18 protein-coding genes are annotated in these 16,742 nt (G+C 48.9%); 17 read left to right on the top strand and 1 reads right to left on the bottom strand.

Annotated features, from left to right (window positions below):
* The first annotated feature begins 5 nt into the window (after nucleotides 1-5).
* The 10 genes from fur (at nucleotide 6) to ACZ5FK_RS01510 (ending at nucleotide 9,323) form a co-directional block, all read left to right on the top strand.
* On the top strand, nucleotides 6-464 hold the full coding sequence (gene fur, locus ACZ5FK_RS01465; protein ID WP_464806147.1) for a ferric iron uptake transcriptional regulator: 459 nt from the start codon (nucleotides 6-8) through the stop codon (nucleotides 462-464).
* 111 nt (nucleotides 465-575) lie between these two features.
* Nucleotides 576-1,469 (top strand): site-specific tyrosine recombinase XerD, encoded by an 894-nt coding sequence (gene xerD, locus ACZ5FK_RS01470; RefSeq protein WP_464807333.1) that lies wholly within the window; start codon nucleotides 576-578, stop codon nucleotides 1,467-1,469.
* 97 nt (nucleotides 1,470-1,566) lie between these two features.
* The gene (gene deoB, locus ACZ5FK_RS01475; protein WP_464806148.1) at nucleotides 1,567-2,760 is read left to right on the top strand and encodes a phosphopentomutase; all 1,194 of its coding nucleotides are present in this window, start codon (nucleotides 1,567-1,569) and stop codon (nucleotides 2,758-2,760) included.
* 10 nt (nucleotides 2,761-2,770) lie between these two features.
* Nucleotides 2,771-4,075 (top strand): pyrimidine-nucleoside phosphorylase, encoded by a 1,305-nt coding sequence (locus ACZ5FK_RS01480; protein ID WP_464807334.1) that lies wholly within the window; start codon nucleotides 2,771-2,773, stop codon nucleotides 4,073-4,075.
* A gap of 240 nt (nucleotides 4,076-4,315) precedes the next feature.
* Nucleotides 4,316-4,666, top strand: a complete 351-nt coding sequence (locus tag ACZ5FK_RS01485; protein ID WP_464806149.1) for an STAS domain-containing protein — start codon at nucleotides 4,316-4,318, stop codon at nucleotides 4,664-4,666.
* Nucleotides 4,656-5,102 (top strand): anti-sigma F factor, encoded by a 447-nt coding sequence (spoIIAB, locus tag ACZ5FK_RS01490; protein ID WP_464806150.1) that lies wholly within the window; start codon nucleotides 4,656-4,658, stop codon nucleotides 5,100-5,102. The genes ACZ5FK_RS01485 and spoIIAB overlap by 11 nt, the downstream gene beginning before the upstream one ends.
* A 3-nt stretch (nucleotides 5,103-5,105) precedes the next feature.
* The gene (locus ACZ5FK_RS01495; RefSeq protein WP_464806151.1) at nucleotides 5,106-5,903 is read left to right on the top strand and encodes a SigF/SigG family RNA polymerase sporulation sigma factor; all 798 of its coding nucleotides are present in this window, start codon (nucleotides 5,106-5,108) and stop codon (nucleotides 5,901-5,903) included.
* 4 nt (nucleotides 5,904-5,907) lie between these two features.
* Nucleotides 5,908-7,362 (top strand): spore germination protein, encoded by a 1,455-nt coding sequence (locus ACZ5FK_RS01500; protein WP_464806152.1) that lies wholly within the window; start codon nucleotides 5,908-5,910, stop codon nucleotides 7,360-7,362.
* Between the two features lie 81 nt (nucleotides 7,363-7,443).
* Entirely contained in the window at nucleotides 7,444-8,772 is a 1,329-nt protein-coding gene (gene lysA, locus ACZ5FK_RS01505; RefSeq protein ID WP_464806153.1) for a diaminopimelate decarboxylase, read from the top strand.
* A gap of 188 nt (nucleotides 8,773-8,960) precedes the next feature.
* Entirely contained in the window at nucleotides 8,961-9,323 is a 363-nt protein-coding gene (locus ACZ5FK_RS01510; RefSeq protein WP_464807335.1) for a GNAT family N-acetyltransferase, read from the top strand.
* Here the strand turns inward: ACZ5FK_RS01510 and ACZ5FK_RS01515 are convergent.
* Entirely contained in the window at nucleotides 9,320-9,832 is a 513-nt protein-coding gene (locus ACZ5FK_RS01515; RefSeq protein WP_464806154.1) for a DUF309 domain-containing protein, read from the bottom strand. The genes ACZ5FK_RS01510 and ACZ5FK_RS01515 overlap by 4 nt on opposite strands.
* A 54-nt stretch (nucleotides 9,833-9,886) precedes the next feature.
* Between ACZ5FK_RS01515 and ACZ5FK_RS01520 the strand changes: the two genes are divergently transcribed.
* The 7 genes from ACZ5FK_RS01520 to ccsB all read left to right on the top strand — a co-directional run bounded on the left by ACZ5FK_RS01520 (nucleotide 9,887) and on the right by ccsB (nucleotide 16,655).
* Entirely contained in the window at nucleotides 9,887-10,651 is a 765-nt protein-coding gene (locus tag ACZ5FK_RS01520; protein WP_464806155.1) for a segregation/condensation protein A, read from the top strand.
* Nucleotides 10,638-11,252: an SMC-Scp complex subunit ScpB gene (scpB, locus tag ACZ5FK_RS01525; RefSeq protein ID WP_464806156.1), complete on the top strand. Its 615-nt coding sequence runs from the start codon at nucleotides 10,638-10,640 to the stop codon at nucleotides 11,250-11,252. The genes ACZ5FK_RS01520 and scpB overlap by 14 nt, the downstream gene beginning before the upstream one ends.
* Nucleotides 11,249-12,247 (top strand): D-alanyl-D-alanine carboxypeptidase family protein, encoded by a 999-nt coding sequence (locus ACZ5FK_RS01530; RefSeq protein WP_464806157.1) that lies wholly within the window; start codon nucleotides 11,249-11,251, stop codon nucleotides 12,245-12,247. Before scpB ends, ACZ5FK_RS01530 begins: the two co-directional genes overlap by 4 nt.
* Before the next feature lie 188 nt (nucleotides 12,248-12,435).
* Nucleotides 12,436-13,167 carry a pseudouridine synthase gene (locus ACZ5FK_RS01535; RefSeq protein WP_464806158.1) on the top strand — a complete coding sequence of 244 codons (732 nt, stop codon included), beginning with the start codon at nucleotides 12,436-12,438 and terminating at the stop codon, nucleotides 13,165-13,167.
* Nucleotides 13,168-13,263: 96 nt separating this feature from the next.
* Entirely contained in the window at nucleotides 13,264-13,797 is a 534-nt protein-coding gene (resA, locus tag ACZ5FK_RS01540; protein ID WP_464806159.1) for a thiol-disulfide oxidoreductase ResA, read from the top strand.
* A 12-nt stretch (nucleotides 13,798-13,809) separates the two neighbouring features.
* Entirely contained in the window at nucleotides 13,810-15,474 is a 1,665-nt protein-coding gene (locus ACZ5FK_RS01545) for a cytochrome c biogenesis ResB family protein (RefSeq protein ID WP_464806160.1), read from the top strand.
* A complete protein-coding gene (gene ccsB, locus ACZ5FK_RS01550) occupies nucleotides 15,471-16,655 on the top strand; it encodes a c-type cytochrome biogenesis protein CcsB (protein WP_464806161.1) in 1,185 nt (394 codons plus the stop codon). The genes ACZ5FK_RS01545 and ccsB overlap by 4 nt, the downstream gene beginning before the upstream one ends.
* The last annotated feature ends 87 nt before the right edge of the window (nucleotides 16,656-16,742 follow it).

Raw genomic sequence — 16,742 nt, forward strand, 5'->3', positions numbered from 1 at the left:
GTCATATGGAAAGCCGGATGGATCGGATAAAAAAGCAACTGCACGGGGCCAGCTATAAGTTGACGCCACAGCGGGAAGCGACCGTCATGGTTCTTCTTGAGAATGAGAAGGACCATTTAAGTGCAGAAGATGTTTTTTTGCTCGTAAAAGAAAAAGCGCCTGAAATTGGGCTGGCTACAGTCTATCGGACGCTGGAGCTTCTGACAGAGTTGAAAATAGTCGATAAGATCAACTTTGGAGACGGCGTATCAAGGTACGACCTTAGGCAGGAAGGAGCTTCGCGGTTCCATCATCATCTGATCTGTCTGGAATGCGGAAAAGTGGATGAGATCCAGGAAGATCTTCTTGGCGATGTCGAAAAAATCGTTGAGAGCCGTTATGGATTTAATGTGAAAGATCACTGGCTGACATTTCACGGAATTTGCGAGCGCTGCCGCAAAAGCACTGCTGATAAAAAGAAGTAAGGAGGACGGCATACGTTGCTGTCCTATTTCTTTTTTTATCGCGGTCACTTGATGCGCTTGAAGAATCAGGAGCGGGGGATGAGGATGGAAAAAGAGGATAATCAGGCCGTTATGAAAGATGCATTATTTGCACTTGAGGATTATATGCACTTTCTCCGTGTAGAACGCCAGCTTGCCCAGAACACGATTGCTTCATATGAGCGGGATTTGACTAGTTACATCGCCGAGATGGGAAAGCAAGGGGTCGAGTCGGTGCAGGAAGTCGATCAGGCTATAATTTTGCAGTATCTGGCCCGGCTGAAGGAAGATGGGAAGTCTTCGAGGACGATTTCAAGGCATATTTCATCCATCCGTTCTTTCCATCAATTCCTTTTAAGAGATCAGGTCGCACAGCATGACCCGACTGTACATCTGGAGCTGCCCAAGCTGGAACAGAAGTTGCCGAGGATCCTCTCCATTAATGAAGTAGATCGGTTGATCGGTGCACCAGAGCGGACGACTCCGCAAGGGATTCGGGACATCGCATTACTCGAGCTTCTCTATGGCACAGGTATGCGTGTCAGTGAGCTGATCGGGCTTGACCTGGAAGACCTGCATCTTTCAATGGGGTTTGTCAGGATTTTCGGTAAAGGCGGCAAAGAACGCATCGTCCCGCTTGGCGGAGGCGCCATACAGGCGTGCGAGACGTATCTGGCGGTCCGTCATTCATTGCTGAAAGGAAAGCAGAGCAAAGCTGTTTTTGTAAACATGCGCGGTTCCCGGCTGACCCGGCAAGGTGTCTGGAAATTGCTCAAAGGACATGCGCTGAAAGCGGGTATACATAAAGAGCTGACACCTCATATATTGCGGCATTCATTTGCGACGCATTTGATCGAGAACGGTGCAGACTTGCGCGCTGTTCAGGAAATGCTCGGTCATTCCGACATTTCTACGACGCAGATTTATACTCATGTGAGCAAAACCAGGCTGAAGGATGTATATGTACAATTCCATCCAAGAGCATGAGTTATCATGTCATTTCGCTATCGCTCCAAACCTGGTAATGATAAAGTGGAGCTGAGCGGGTATGTAAAGGAAATTATGATCTTTAGGAGGCAAGAAAATGGAAAACAACTCATTTAAACGGATTCACCTTATTGTCCTCGACTCGGTCGGGATTGGAGAGGCGCCGGATGCGGAGGCATTCGGTGATGTCGGTGCCGATACACTCGGTCATATAGGCGAGAGGATGGGCGGCTTGAAATTGCCGAACATGGCAGAGATGGGTCTGTCCAATATTAAAAAAATCGAAGGTGTCCCAGCAGCGGACCAGCCTTCTGCGATGTATACGAAAATGCAGGAAGCGTCCGTCGGGAAAGATACAATGACTGGTCACTGGGAGATCATGGGCCTTAACATAGACAAGCCATTCAAAGTATATCCGGAAGGCTTTCCTCAGTCATTGATCGATGAATTGGAAAAACGCACCGGACGAAAGGTGATCGGAAACAAGCCGGCAAGCGGCACTGCCATCATTGAAGAACTCGGCGAAGAACATATGAAGACAGGCGCTTTGATCGTCTATACTTCAGCAGACCCGGTTCTTCAAATTGCGGCCCATGAAGGGATTATTCCGATTGATGAGCAATACCGGATCTGTGAAATTGCACGGGAGCTTACGCTTCAACCCGAATATCTGGTCGGACGGGTCATCGCACGGCCGTTCGTTGGAGAGCCGGGAAATTTTGTCCGCACGTCGAACCGGCACGATTATGCCCTTAAGCCATTCGGCCGTACCGTCATGAATGAACTGAAGGATGCGGGTTATGATGTCGTCGCAGTCGGCAAGATTTCAGATATCTTCAATGGCGAAGGTGTTACAGAAGCAGTCCGCACAACTAGCAATATGGACGGCGTCGATAAATTGGTTGAAGAAATGAAGAAAGATTTCAATGGTATTTCATTCACGAATCTCGTCGACTTCGACGCGCTGTTCGGACATAGACGCGACCCGATCGGCTATGGCGAGGCGCTTCAGGATTTTGATGCAAGATTGCCTGAAATCATCAGTGTGATGCAAGAGGAGGATCTGCTCATCATTACGGCGGATCACGGGAATGACCCGATCCATAGCGGAACCGACCATACTAGGGAATATGTGCCATTGCTTGCCTATTCTCCAAAATTTACATCAGGCGGAGAGTTGCCTCTTAGAAAGACATTTTCCGATATCGGGGCAACAATTGCAGAAAACTTCGATGTGAAAAGGCCTGACTTCGGAGAGAGTTTCTTATCTTTATTACTTGAAAAGGCGTGATGGCGAAATGGTGAGAATGGTAGATATCATTGAAAAGAAGAGGGACGGAGAACCACTCACTAAAGAGGAAATCGGTTTCTTCATAAATGGATATACGAAAGGCGACATCCCGGACTATCAGGCAAGCGCGCTTGCTATGGCAATTTACTTCAAAGGGATGTCTCCTGAGGAAATGGGCCATTTGACGATGGCGATGGTGGAGTCCGGGGATACGATTGACCTTTCCGCCATCAAAGGGATTAAAGTCGATAAACACTCGACTGGCGGCGTCGGAGATACGACGACCCTCATACTTGCACCGCTCGTCGCTGCATGCGGCGTCCCTGTCGCTAAGATGAGCGGCCGCGGCCTAGGCCATACAGGCGGCACGCTGGATAAGCTGGAATCACTAGAAGGGTTCCATATTGAGCTGACCGAAGACGAATTCGTCAAGCAAGTGAACGACTTCAAATTGGCTGTGATCGGACAGAGCGGAAACTTGACGCCGGCGGATAAAAAACTGTATGCGCTCCGTGATGTCACCGCGACGGTGGACAGCATCCCGCTGATTGCCAGTTCCATCATGTGCAAGAAGATCGCTGCCGGAGCGGATGCCATCGTCCTCGACGTGAAAACTGGGGAAGGGGCATTCATGAAGACCCTTGACGACGCGAAGGCTCTTGCGAAGGCCATGGTTGCAATCGGCAAACAGACAGGCCGTGAAACAATTGCGGTCATTTCTGACATGAATCAACCACTTGGCTATGCGATCGGCAACGCACTCGAGGTGAAGGAGGCAATCGATACGCTCCGCGGGGAAGGACCTGAGGATCTGACCGATCTATGCCTTGCGCTTGGCAGCAAAATGCTTATCGCTGGTGGAAAAGCTGAACGCACTGAAGAAGCCGAAGCAATGCTGAAATCGGTAATTGCAGACGGTTCCGCTCTTGAGCTTTTCGCACAACTCATTGAGGCCCAGGGAGGGAATCCGGACGTCGTCCATAACCCGTCCCTGTTGCCACAAGCGTCCTATCATATCGAGGTACCCGCTTCTTCAAGCGGGTACATTACGAAGATGGAAGCAGATGAGATCGGAGTCGCGGCCATGCTTTTGGGCGCCGGCCGAGCGACGAAAGATGATGAGATCGATCTTGCCGTCGGTATTACACTCCACAAAAAAATCGGAGACCGCGTAGAAAAAGGGGAATCCCTCGCAACCATCCACTCAAATACAGAGGAAGTCAAACAGTCGGCTGACATGCTGCTAAGCCACATCCATATCGGATCGGATCATGCTGAAAGGTCTCCGCTCATCTATGACACGATCACTGAATGACATGTAATCAGAAGCTGAGCCCCGCTCATTGGGGCCGGCTTTTTTTATTGGCTGCATTCCTTTTTTCACAGCTTGGCCATCCGGTTGGATGTGTAAAAGAAATACAAGTTGGTTATGCTGACAAAAGTATAGCGTACTGTCGAAAAGTGAGAAGTAAAGCAGTAGTATGACTAGTTTTGTCGGTGCAGAAGGAGTTGCCCGCAGAGATGTTGAATGTTCCGCCATAGGGAGGGATTCAGCATGGCAGAAATTATGAATCATGATGGAATTATCGTAGTCACGTTGGCAGGGGAACTGGATAATCATGAGGCGAACCGGGTCCGGAATGCCATCTCAAATGCAATTTTTACGGGAAGGGTCAGAGCAGTCATCTGGGATCTTGCCCGGCTAGGATTCATGGACAGTGCGGGAATTGGTCTGATTCTTGGAAGGATGCGCGATTTGGCGCCGTCGGGCGGGGAGACCGTCATATTGAACCCGTCGCCGACAATGGAAAAGATTTTTAATTTTTCTGGACTAGGTTCGATGATCAGGCATTGTTCGGCCGAAACTGCAATTGGTGAAATCGGAGGGGTTGTACATGAGAAATGAAATGACATTATCTTTTGTCGCGATTGAGGAGAACGAAGCGCTGGCCCGTATGGCGATGACCTGCTTCATCACTCCGCTGGATCCGACACTTGAGGAGATTTCCGAGTTCAAGACGATAGTCTCGGAAGCTGTAACGAATGCGATCATACATGGATATGAATGTGATGGGGAAAGTTTGGTCACCATCCATGCGGTCATTGACGAAAACAAAGTATCGATGACGGTAAGCGATGAAGGGAACGGAATTTTCGATGTGGAACAGGCGATGGAGCCGATGTTCACGACCAAGCCGATGATGGAACGGTCTGGCATGGGCTTTACAATCATGGAAAGCTTCTCTGACAATCTGTCGGTAGAGTCGACTATCGGTTTTGGAACGGTCGTCAAATTCGAAAAAACATTTTCTCCGGTGACGGAAGCAAGCAGTTTGAGGTGACCTATGGACGTATCCCTTGAAAAAGAAGCATTGCTCACTCAGGAAAAGATGCGCGAGCTTATCCAAGAATCGCAAGATGGAAACAAGGAAGCAAGACGTCTCATGGTGGAAGGCAATACACGGCTTGTCTGGTCGATTGTCCAGAGATTCGCGTCCCGGGGCGCAGATCTTGAAGACCTTTTCCAGATCGGATGCATCGGGCTGATGAAGTCCATTGACAAGTTTGATTTATCATATGACGTGAAATTCTCGACATATGCAGTCCCGATGATTGTGGGGGAGATTCAGCGGTTCCTGCGGGATGACGGCATGGTGAAAGTGAGCAGGTCCATCCGGGAATTAAGTTTCAAGATCCGCCATGCGACCGATGATTATATTAAAAACCACGGGAAATCACCGTCCATCTCGGATATCGCGGACAGTCTCGGAGTGACAGTCGACGAAGTCATTCTCGCTTCCGATGCACTGCGGGATCCTGCTTCCCTGCATGAACAGTTGTATGAGAACGAAGGGGACAGTCTTACGCTAATGGATCAGCTGCGTGATGACCGTTCGGAAAGGGTCTTTGACCATATACCGTTGCGCGACGTTGTCTCAAAGTTGAGCAAGCGGGACCAAACCATCATTTACATGAGATATTATCTGGATTGCACTCAAAGTGATATTGCTGAGCGGATCGGGATTTCACAAGTGCAAGTGTCCAGGCTAGAGAAAAAGATACTCGCCCAATTGAAACATTGGATGGGGTCAGCAAATTCTGGGGAAATGGGGGACTACGAGCGCAAAGTGAGGGCGGATTAGCCATATGGAGAATTTATTCGAATCGATAAAAGATGGGGAAGAGTGGTTTAAAGAGCTGTTCGGCGAAGACGAAACGTTCGACGCGTCGGCTAAGACCATCCATCTCTGGGGTATGCCCGCGATGCTTCTATACATCAATGGACTTGTGGATGGGCAGATTATCACGACTTTATTGACCGAGATGCAGGAAAGCTACGGGCCGGATGAGGATTTCAGTTTCAAGGATAATCCGAAAGAATTCCTGAACTATTTTCCATATTATGCACTTACGGCAGCTGAAAGACGGGATGATCTGCTCACTGCGGTTCTAAGCGGCCAAGTCGGGTTCATCATGCCTGACGGTTTCGCCTTTATTGCAGATATCCGGCACTACCCGGGCAGACAGCCTGAGGAGCCTGATACCGAAAAGGTGATCCGCGGTTCGCGGGACGGCTTCACAGAGAATATCATCATCAATACATCATTGGTCCGCAGACGTCTCCGGACGCCGGATCTCCGATTCGAAATGCATCACACGACTGTGAATGGACGGACGGATGTTGCCATCGCTTTCATCAAAGGGGCTGTCAGTCCGGAACATCTGGATTATATACGGAGCCGTTTGGATGATATCAAACACGATGGCCTGACGATGACAGACAAATCGCTCGAGGAGTTCCTGTTTAAACAGCGGTTCCACCCGATGCCTTTCGTACGGTATACGGAACGGCCGGACATATGTGCGGCGCATCTCCTGGAAGGGCATATCGCGATCATCGTCGATACGTCGCCGTCTGTAATCTTAGTCCCGATTTCAATCTTTCATCATCTGCAGCATGCGGAAGAATACCGGCAGGCGCCGTTCATTGGAACATTCGTCAGGTGGCTTCGCTTAACCGGTGCTTTCATGAGTCTGTTCCTTTTGCCGTTCTGGTATCTTATTGCGACGAAGCAGCATTATTTGCCGATGTACTTAAGTTATATAGGGCCGAATGATCCGGGGGAAGTCCCGTTATTCCTTCAAATATTGATTGCGGATCTAGGGATTGAAGTGCTGCGGATGGCCGCCATCCACACACCATCCCCTTTGACAACGGCAATGGGTCTTGTCGCTGCCATCGTAATAGGGCAAGTGGCGATCGATGTCGGTTTGTTCACCGCGGAAGTCGTTCTCTACGTGGCAGTCTCAGCCATCTTCACGTTTGCAATCCCATCCTATGAATTGAGCATAACGACGAAAATTTTCCGTTTGCTTCTTCTGATGGCGACTGCGCTTCTAGGAGCACCCGGCTTCTTTGTCGGATCAGCGGTCATCTTCTATTACCTATGCTCACTGCATCCGATGAAAGTGCCATATCTATGGCCGCTTGTCCCGTTTTTCCCGGCTGCCATGAAAAGGATCATCATCAGGTATCCTATGACAATCGATGCGCCACGTCCATTCATTACAGATTCGCCTGACCGGAACAGGCTATCGTAGCGGATTGCCATTCGCTTTAACCATATGATAAAGTCATACGTAAGGACTTATTATAGGCTGGAACGAGTGGGAGGAAAAAAGATGCATCTATATGGTACTCAATCTGTCAACGAAAAAGGGCACTTGACGATCGGCGGCGTGGATTCGGTCGATCTTGCGCATATTTACGGAACGCCGCTCGTCGTCTATGATATCGGGTTATTTAAAGAACGCGCAGCGGCATTCCGGGATACTTTCAAAGAGATGGGGATTCCCGCGCAGGTCGCCTATGCAAGCAAAGCGTTTTCTTCGATTGCAATCTATGAAGTCGCAGCAAGCCTCGGGCTGTCTCTTGACGTAGTGTCGGGAGGAGAGCTATATACGGCAGTTGCTGCAGACTTCCCTCGGGAGCGGATCCATTTCCATGGCAACAATAAGAGCTATACGGAGTTGCAATTCGCATTCGATGAAAAGATCGGCTGTATCGTTGTTGATAATTTTGCTGAAATCGGACTCCTGAAGGAAATTGCGGAATCCAGGAAGCAGAAGATGAGTGTACTGATCAGGGTAACGCCGGGTGTACATGCTTCTACGCATGATTTCATCACGACAGGCCAGGAAGATTCCAAGTTCGGTTTTGATTTGAATAATGGACAGGCGGAGGAGGCGTTCCTGCAGTTACATAATCATCCGTATATCGAATTGCTAGGGATGCACTGCCATATCGGCTCCCAAATATTCGAAACGGATGCGTTCCGCCTTGCCGCCGAAGCCCTTATGGGAAAAATGGTGGAATGGCGTGAACGGTTCCATTTCATATGCTCAGTCTTGAACCTGGGCGGCGGATTCGGCATCCGCTATACGGAAGAGGATGCCCCTCTTGCGCCAGCTGAATATGTCGAAGAAATGGAACGGGTCGTGTTGAAGATGACACGCGAACATTCCTATCCAATGCCTGAGGTATGGATTGAACCTGGCCGTTCGCTCGTAGGTGATGCCGGTACGACACTCTATACGCTTGGCAGCATGAAAGAAGTTCCAAACACGAGGACTTATGTGGCGGTGGATGGCGGCATGTCCGACAATATCCGTCCTGCCCTGTATGGCGCGAAATACTCAGCAGCCACCGCGAATAAAATGCTGGAGCCGCATACTGATAAGGTGACCATTGCGGGGAAATGCTGCGAGTCGGGTGATAAGCTCATAGAGGAGGCATATATCGCCGAGCCTGCGGAAGGAGACCTTATCGCTATTTTCTGTACAGGCGCTTACACGTACTCCATGGCAAGCAATTATAACCGGATCCCGAAACCGGCTATCGTCTTCTGTGAAAATGGGGAGCATCAGCTGGTGGTCCGCAGGGAGACGTATGAGGATATTATCAGTCTGGACATCCCTTTGCAGAAAGTCCGTAAAGGGGAGAGGATATGAGGAAGCGCAACATTACGCTGTTCATCATCATCATTGCGCTGGCCGTCATATGGGGAGTTCTGTACTGGTACTTTATAGCCCCTCATGTCGGGCCGAATAAATGAACGTTCCCGCTTATTGAAATTACAGGAATGTTACTGTACCATAACAATATCCAGTACTGATTTTGAAAAGAAGGGATACAATTGGTGCTCTTACGTTACAAGAAAGCATATGAAAAAATTGCGATGGGGCTGCTCTCATATATGCCTGGTGAAAAATCGGTGAAAAAGCTCCAAGAGACGATGCAGAGGTATGAGACGGATGGACGCTTTGAACTGTATCTGCTCAAAGAGGGCGAAGATTTCATCGGTATTGTCGGCATAGAACTGACAGATGATGCATATATTGTCAGGCACCTTTCCGTCAACCCATCATTCCGAGGAGAGGGCGTAGGAACCGAAATGGTTTCGAAACTTCAGGAATTATACCCGTCGCTGGCGTGCATGAGCACGGAAGAGACGGAACCATTTTTGAGGAAATGCATGTGCAAAGAAGAGGAGGCGGATTAACATCCGCCCCTTTTCTTTTTTTCGCGCGCAAGCAGAATATCAGTCCGATCCCTAAGCATATGTTTATGAATGACTGCATCGCTCGTGGCGGGCAATAAGGCGATCCGTTCGGCCGCTTTCTCAACCAGGGAGGCGAGTGCAAGGGAAGTGACGCCAATCTTGAAGGGGATGAACGGCTCGCCGTTTTCAATGCGATCAAGCGCTGTCCTGATCTTCCTCATAAGCCCAGGAAAGTCGATCTCCCCTAGATAATCAGGATACCTGTCAGGAATGAGCCGGAATCTATTCTCGCAGCTGCGAATAGTTCGCAGCGCACCGCGTTCGTTCCCTCTCCGCCAATGGTACATGCCCGTCGCGAGAAGTATGTAGGCGGTTAGCGGATGAGTTTTGTCAGCACCGGGAATCGATTTCCAATACTCCTCCAGCTCCTCATGGCATTCGAAGTAATCTTGATTCTGATTGAAATACACAATAAAATGGATGAATGGCTGCTGGTGGTACGGATGCATATATGAAACTCCTTTCATAAACGAAGAAATACGATACATAGGATAGGTGAACAGATGACCTATAAAGTGAAGCTTGATATATTCGAAGGCCCGTTAGATCTCCTCCTCCACTTGATCAACCGCCTGGAAATCGACATATACGACATTCCGATGGCCGAGCTGACGAACCAATACATCGAGCACCTGCATGCAATGCGCGTACTTGAACTCGATGAATTGAGCGAATATCTCGTCCTCGCAGCGACTCTTATTGAAATCAAGAGCAAGATGCTGCTGCCTGTACATGAGGAGGATGCGCCGGATGATCATGATGAATATGGATACGAGGAAGACCCAAGGGAGGAACTCGTCGCAAAGCTGATTGAGTATAAAAAGTACAAAGAAGCGGCATACCAATTGAAGGAGTCAGCCGAAGAACGGGCCGTCCATTATACAAAAGATCCTGCTGATCCCTCACCATACGGAGAGTTCGCCGAGACGGTGACGGATGAAGCGTTGAATGTGTTCGACTTGATAGCTGCATTCCAGAAAATGCTTGAACGGAAACGGCGCCGTGTCCCTCTTACCGCCAGTATACCAAAAACGGAGCTATCCATCGGAGAAAAGATGGATTCGATCATGTCGTTACTCGAAATGCGGGGCGGCGAATGTGATTTTGAAGACCTCTTTGAAGAAGGTGACACGGCAGAACTGGTAGTCACATTCCTTTCACTTCTTGAACTGATGAAGCGGATGGATATAGATGTCCTTCAATATGGGAATTTTGAGCGGCTTGTCATTAAAGCCGGGCAAGGGGAAATACATCATGGAAACGGATGAAAAATTAATTGGAAAGATTGAGAGTCTGCTGTTCGTGGCAGGGGATGACGGGCTGCCCATAGAGCAGCTGTCTGACCTTGTTGGAAAAAGCAGGCTAGAGACTGAAGAGATTTTGGAATTATTGGCGAGGCGGTATGAGGTACGGGAAGATGCGGGCATTCTGCTTCGGAAATACGGAGGCCGGTACCGGCTTGTCACAAAAGGTGAATTTGCGGGTGATATCGCAAAGATGCTTGAGAATCCTTCACCGAAATCGATGACGCAGGCTTCAATGGAAGTGCTTGCGATCATCGCTTACAAGCAGCCTGTAACACGCGTTGAAATCGATGATCTGCGTGGCGTGAAATCGGAAGGGCCGCTGCAAAAGCTTGTCGCAAAAGGGCTTGTAATGGAAAAAGGGCGATTAGAAGGGACAGGAAGGCCGATCCTTTATGGCACGACTGAGATGTTCCTCGATCGGTTTGGACTCGAGTCAATTGAATCTCTTCCACAGCTTGCAGAGGATGACGATGAGGATGGTACCGATCAAGATTTGTTCATGACCAAATTCCAGGAAGCGTTCAATATGGATGAAAATGATGAAGGAGGAATCATGGATTGAGGCGAGCCGTCGCTGTCGTATTATTTCTTACTGTCCTATTCACAGGATTTCCGAAAGAAGCCGCCTCCGGCCAGGCGTGGGCGGTCATCGATGCTGACACAGGGAGATTGCTTTCCGGCTACAATGAGAATGCCAAACTGCCGATTGCCAGCCTGACAAAAATGTGGACAGCTCTCACCTATCTTGAGAGCGGCGTTACAGAAGAATCGGTAAGGATTTCACCGGAAGCTGCCATGGCGGAGGGGTCTTCCATATACCTTCAGCAAGGCATCGAAATGCCGGCAGAGGCACTGTTGTACGGGCTGATGCTGAGATCAGGAAATGATGCTGCCTATGCACTTGCAGAGCACGCGGGCGGATCGTTGGAAGGCTTTGTTGACATGATGAATGACAAGGCTCTCTTGTATGGTCTGAAGGATACAACGTTCGCCAATCCATCAGGCCTACATGATGAAAAACATCTGTCAACTGCATACGATACAGCGAAAATGCTTTATTTCGCAATGCAGAATGAGGCATTCGAAAAGATCGCCACCTCAAAATCATACACATATAACGGCGGAGAGGTTGTAAGGAGCTGGAGCAACAAACACCGCCTGATCCATACGAACCCAGATGCAAAAGCTGGGAAGACGGGCTTTACGAAAGTTGCAGGGAGGACGCTTGCGACCTATTTCGAACGTGACGGCAAACGGATTATCATCGTGACTCTGAATGACGGAAACGACTGGAAAGACCATACAGACCTCGCTAACGAGACGTTTAAAAAATATGATCTCGTCACCGTCGCAAAAAAAGGGGCATATGATATCCTGCCAGGCGTAGAAGGCCGGCTTGAGACGCCGATCCGTGTCTTGCTTAAACCGGAGGAAAAGGGGAAGATCTCCCATATCGTACGCATCCCACGTGGAAAAGAGAAGACAAGCATCGGCACATGGACCGTGTCATTCGATCACCAGCCGATCATTTCAACAGAAGTCTTGATCCACCAGTGAATAATTTTGAATTTCGACAGCTTTTGTGATCAAAATACGTCCGAAATATGACAAATCGGGGAAGACTGCCTTTAGTGGGACAGTCTTCTTTTCATTTGACTGGAAGTATGCAATAATTTTTTGTGGAATGCACAGTTATACGTGCGATGAATGAATCGCGGCAAGCAAAGGAAAGAAGGTGACGAGTCGTGGAAAGACTTCAAAAAGTACTGGCGCAGGCAGGTGTGGCTTCTCGCAGGAAGGCGGAAGCTTTAATACTGGAAGGCAAAGTGAAAGTGAATGGTCAAGTTGTCACCGAGCTTGGAACAAAGGTTACAAAAGCCGATACAGTGGAAGTGGAAGGCGTGGAGCTTGTGAAAGAGCGTCATGTCTATTATCTGCTCTATAAGCCAAGAGGTTATATATCGTCTGTGGCGGATGAGAAAGGACGCAAAACAGTCCTGGATCTATTGCCGCATGTGGAGGAAAGAGTATTTCCGGTAGGAAGGCTGGATTATGACACGTCAGGCATCATCATCTTGACGAATGACGGCGACTTTTCCTATCTGATGACCCACCCTAAGCATGGCGTACATAAAAAATATGTCGCGAAAGTGAAAGGAATCCCAACCCGCGAGGCGCTCAAGAAATTGGAGCGCGGCGTTAAGCTTGAAGACGGGATGACTGCACCGGCGAAGTTGAAACTGCAATCCGCCGATAAGAAAACGGGAACGGCAATCGTCGAAATCACCATCCATGAAGGAAGAAACCGGCAAGTGCGCCGTATGTTCGATTTCATCGGATGTCCCGTCATGAAACTGAGAAGGGAAACATTCGGCGTGCTGACGACCCATGGACTGAATGCCGGCGAAGCTCGTGAACTTACCACTCACGAAGTGAAACAGCTCCGAGTGCTTGCGGAAACCGGCAAGATTGGCTGATCGGCCTTGTGGGTAAGCGTATGTATTGCAAAAGATGAGTCCTATCCGTCTGCTATTGTAATTTATTATTAATTTTATTGTTAGGGGGCTGTGTTAATGGCCAAGGTGGACAAGAAGAAAAAACGCTCGATCATCCGTGCCATCGTCCTCATCGCATTAGCTGGGGCCATCATCTTATCAATCGCCTCGAAAGATAAGGTGAAAGTGCTCGCCGTCGGAGACAAAGCGCCGGACTTCGAATTGACGGATCTTGAAGGGAATAAGCATCGTTTATCCGACTATGAAGGAGAAGGCGTGCTTTTAAATTTCTGGGGGTCATGGTGCCCTCCATGCAAGAAGGAAATGCCCTATATCGAGAACCAGTATAATGAATTCAAAGATAAGGGCGTCCATGTCCTTTCTGTGAATATGGCAGAATCCAATTTGAAAGTCCAGTCATTCCGGGATCAATTTGGACTGACGTTCCCGATTTTGATCGACAAAACCAAAAGCGTGAAGGAAGCGTATAATATCCAGCCGCTGCCGACGACATTCCTGATCAACGGCGATGGCAAAATCGAAAAGATCATTATTACCGAAATGTCGGAAGGGGAAATCAAATCTTTCATGGAAAGCATCCAACCTAAGTAAGGAGTACGTTAAATGAGTAAAATGAAATGCAGATGCGGCCACGAAAATCCATACGGCACGAACCTTTGCGAAAAATGCGGCCGTCCACTGACGGAAGATGCGGAGAAAAGCCAAGTCGTCGATATGCGATATGAAGGGGCGGCCAGGAGATCTCAGACATACAACAAGTCGATCATCGATAAGATCTGGAATTTCTTCTCCAGCGTCAAAGTCGGCGTTTGGCTGATCGTCATCTTGCTCGTCGCTTCCGCGATCGGGACCTTGTTCCCGCAGAAGCTGTATGTGCCGGTCAGTTCACCGAACGCAGCGGAGGCAGAATATCTCGCCTATTACGAAAGGCTGTATGGCTTCATCGGAAAAGCCTATTATCAGCTCGGATTCTATGATATGTACAACAGCTGGTGGTTCAAGACGCTTGTCGGAATGCTCGGCGCGTCCATCATCATCGCCAGTGTCGACCGCGTCGTCCCTCTTTACAAATCATTGAAAAGGCAACGGACACGGCGGCACCCTTCTTTCATGAAACGCCAGCGCATTTTCGGGGAAGGGACCATTAAGGACGGCGATGAGTCTCTGACGAAAGCTGAACAATCGCTGAAAGAGATGAAATACAACATCAAGACAGAAGACGGAGCGATCCTTGCAGAGAAAAACCGATTTTCCAGGTGGGGCCCATATGTTAACCACCTCGGTCTGATCGTCTTCCTGTTTGGTGTTCTTTTACGAGGATTGCCTGGATTCTATGTCGATGAACAGATGTGGATCCGGGAAGGGGAATTGCGTGCAATTCCAGGAGCGCCGGGTTACTTCCTGAAAAGCAACCAGTTCCAAGTCGAAATGTATTCGAAGGATGAAGCCAGTGAAGTATTCGGGGAGGCTTTGGACAGGGTCGGTGCCATCGTCAAATCATATGAGACGGATGTCACTCTCTATAAAGAGAAAGAGGGGGCATTGCCTGGATCTGATGACCTCGAAGTCGTCAAGGACTACCCGATCATCGTCAATAAGCCGCTGAAATTCGACGGATACAGCGTGTTCCAGATGGATTACAGGATGAATGAACTGAAAGCGATGAAAATGAAGTTGATCGAGAAATCGACAGGTAAATCATTCGGTGAATTCACGATCGAACTGGACGATCCAAAAGGGACATATGAGCTCGAAGACGGTGCGAAAGTGCAGCTTCTCGACTATTATCCTGATTATGACGGCATTAAAGACGGTGAACCATGGTCCAAGTCCCCTATTCCGAACAACCCTGCGTTTATCTTCAAGATGACAACGCCTGACAAACCGAATGGGGAGAAGAGCTTTGTTGCAATACGGAACACACTTGAGACAGAAGAGAACGCATATCAAGTGAAGTTTGTCAGCGCGGATACGAAGAATATTTCGGGTCTTACGGTCCGTAAAGACAAGACACTGTATATCCTCCTTCTCGGCGGATTGATCTTCATGATCGGCGTCATCCAGGGTTCCTACTGGCATCATCGCAGAATCTGGCTTCAAAAAGGCGAGGACGGCAAAATGATGATCGCCGCCCATACGAATAAAAACTGGTACTCCTTGAAAAAGGAGATTGATAAACTCAAGACTGATTCCGATTTGCCGGACTATCAAGACAGGCAGGATAAGGAATCCGACGGAGGGAAAGAGGAAGGAGAAACGCTGAAATGAGTTTAGCAGACATCAGCGCAACGCTTCTTGAGATTTCATTTTTCGCCTATCTGATCGGAACCGTCTTTTTTGGCGGGGCCGTCAGAGGGTCGAAATCGGAAGCGAAGAAAAGCAATAACAGATGGGGACAAATCGGAATCACGATTGCCATTATCGGCTTTCTCACCCATCTAGGGTATTTCATCACACGGTGGATCGCCTCAGGGCATGCTCCGGTAAGTAATATGTTCGAATTCACGACCGCATTCGGAATGGCGCTGGTCGGTGCGTTCATTCTGATCTATTTCATCTACCGCACGCCGTCTCTCGGACTGTTCGCTTTGCCGATCGCACTTGTGATCATCGCTTATGCCAGCATGTTCCCGAAAGAAGTGACGCCGCTGATACCGGCTCTACAAAGCCACTGGCTTACGATCCACGTCATCACTGTAGTGCTTGGAGAAGCGATCCTTGCCATCAGTGCGGTAGCAGGATTAATTTATCTTATGAAAAATGTGGATCTGACGAAGAAATCGAAAGAACGTTTCTGGCTGGAAGCAGTCATGTTCGTCATTGTCATCGTAATCGGTTTCGTCATTTCATCCACCGTGTTCCGTGCCATCGGATATGAAGCGGATTTCAATTATATCGATAAAGAGGGGAAACCTGCGGAAGTTACGTATAATTATCCGCCGCTATTCGGCATGAATGAATACGAAGCGCTCACTCCTGATGCAATGACGCCGCTTGCCCAAATGCCGCCGATCGTCAATGCGAAGACGCTGACCTCTTTTGTATGGTCTGTCATTTTCGGGACGATCCTGTATTTGATACTCCGCCTGATTGTGAGGAAGCCGCTGGCAATGCTGTTCCAGCCATTCGCCAAAAAAGCGAACTCCCAGCTGATGGATGAAGTCGGATATCGCTCCGTGTTGATCGGTTTCCCGGTGTTCACACTTGGAGCGCTTGTATTCGCTATGATTTGGGCACATGAAGCCTGGTCGCGTTTTTGGGGATGGGACCCGAAAGAGGTATGGGCCCTCATCACTTGGCTGTTCTACGCAGCTTTCCTTCACTTGCGCTTGTCTCGCGGCTGGGAAGGACGCAAATCCGCATGGCTCGCGCTGATCGGATTTATCATCATCATGTTCAATCTGATCGCGGTCAACCTGATCATCGCCGGATTGCATTCGTACGCGTAACATTCAAAATAAAGCAGGGGAAGAATGCGCGGCATTCCATCCCCTGCTTTTTTAAAAACAGCGATTGTACTCTACGACCAAGCAGGT

It is taken from the genome of Sporosarcina sp. GTC18466 (assembly GCF_055389225.1).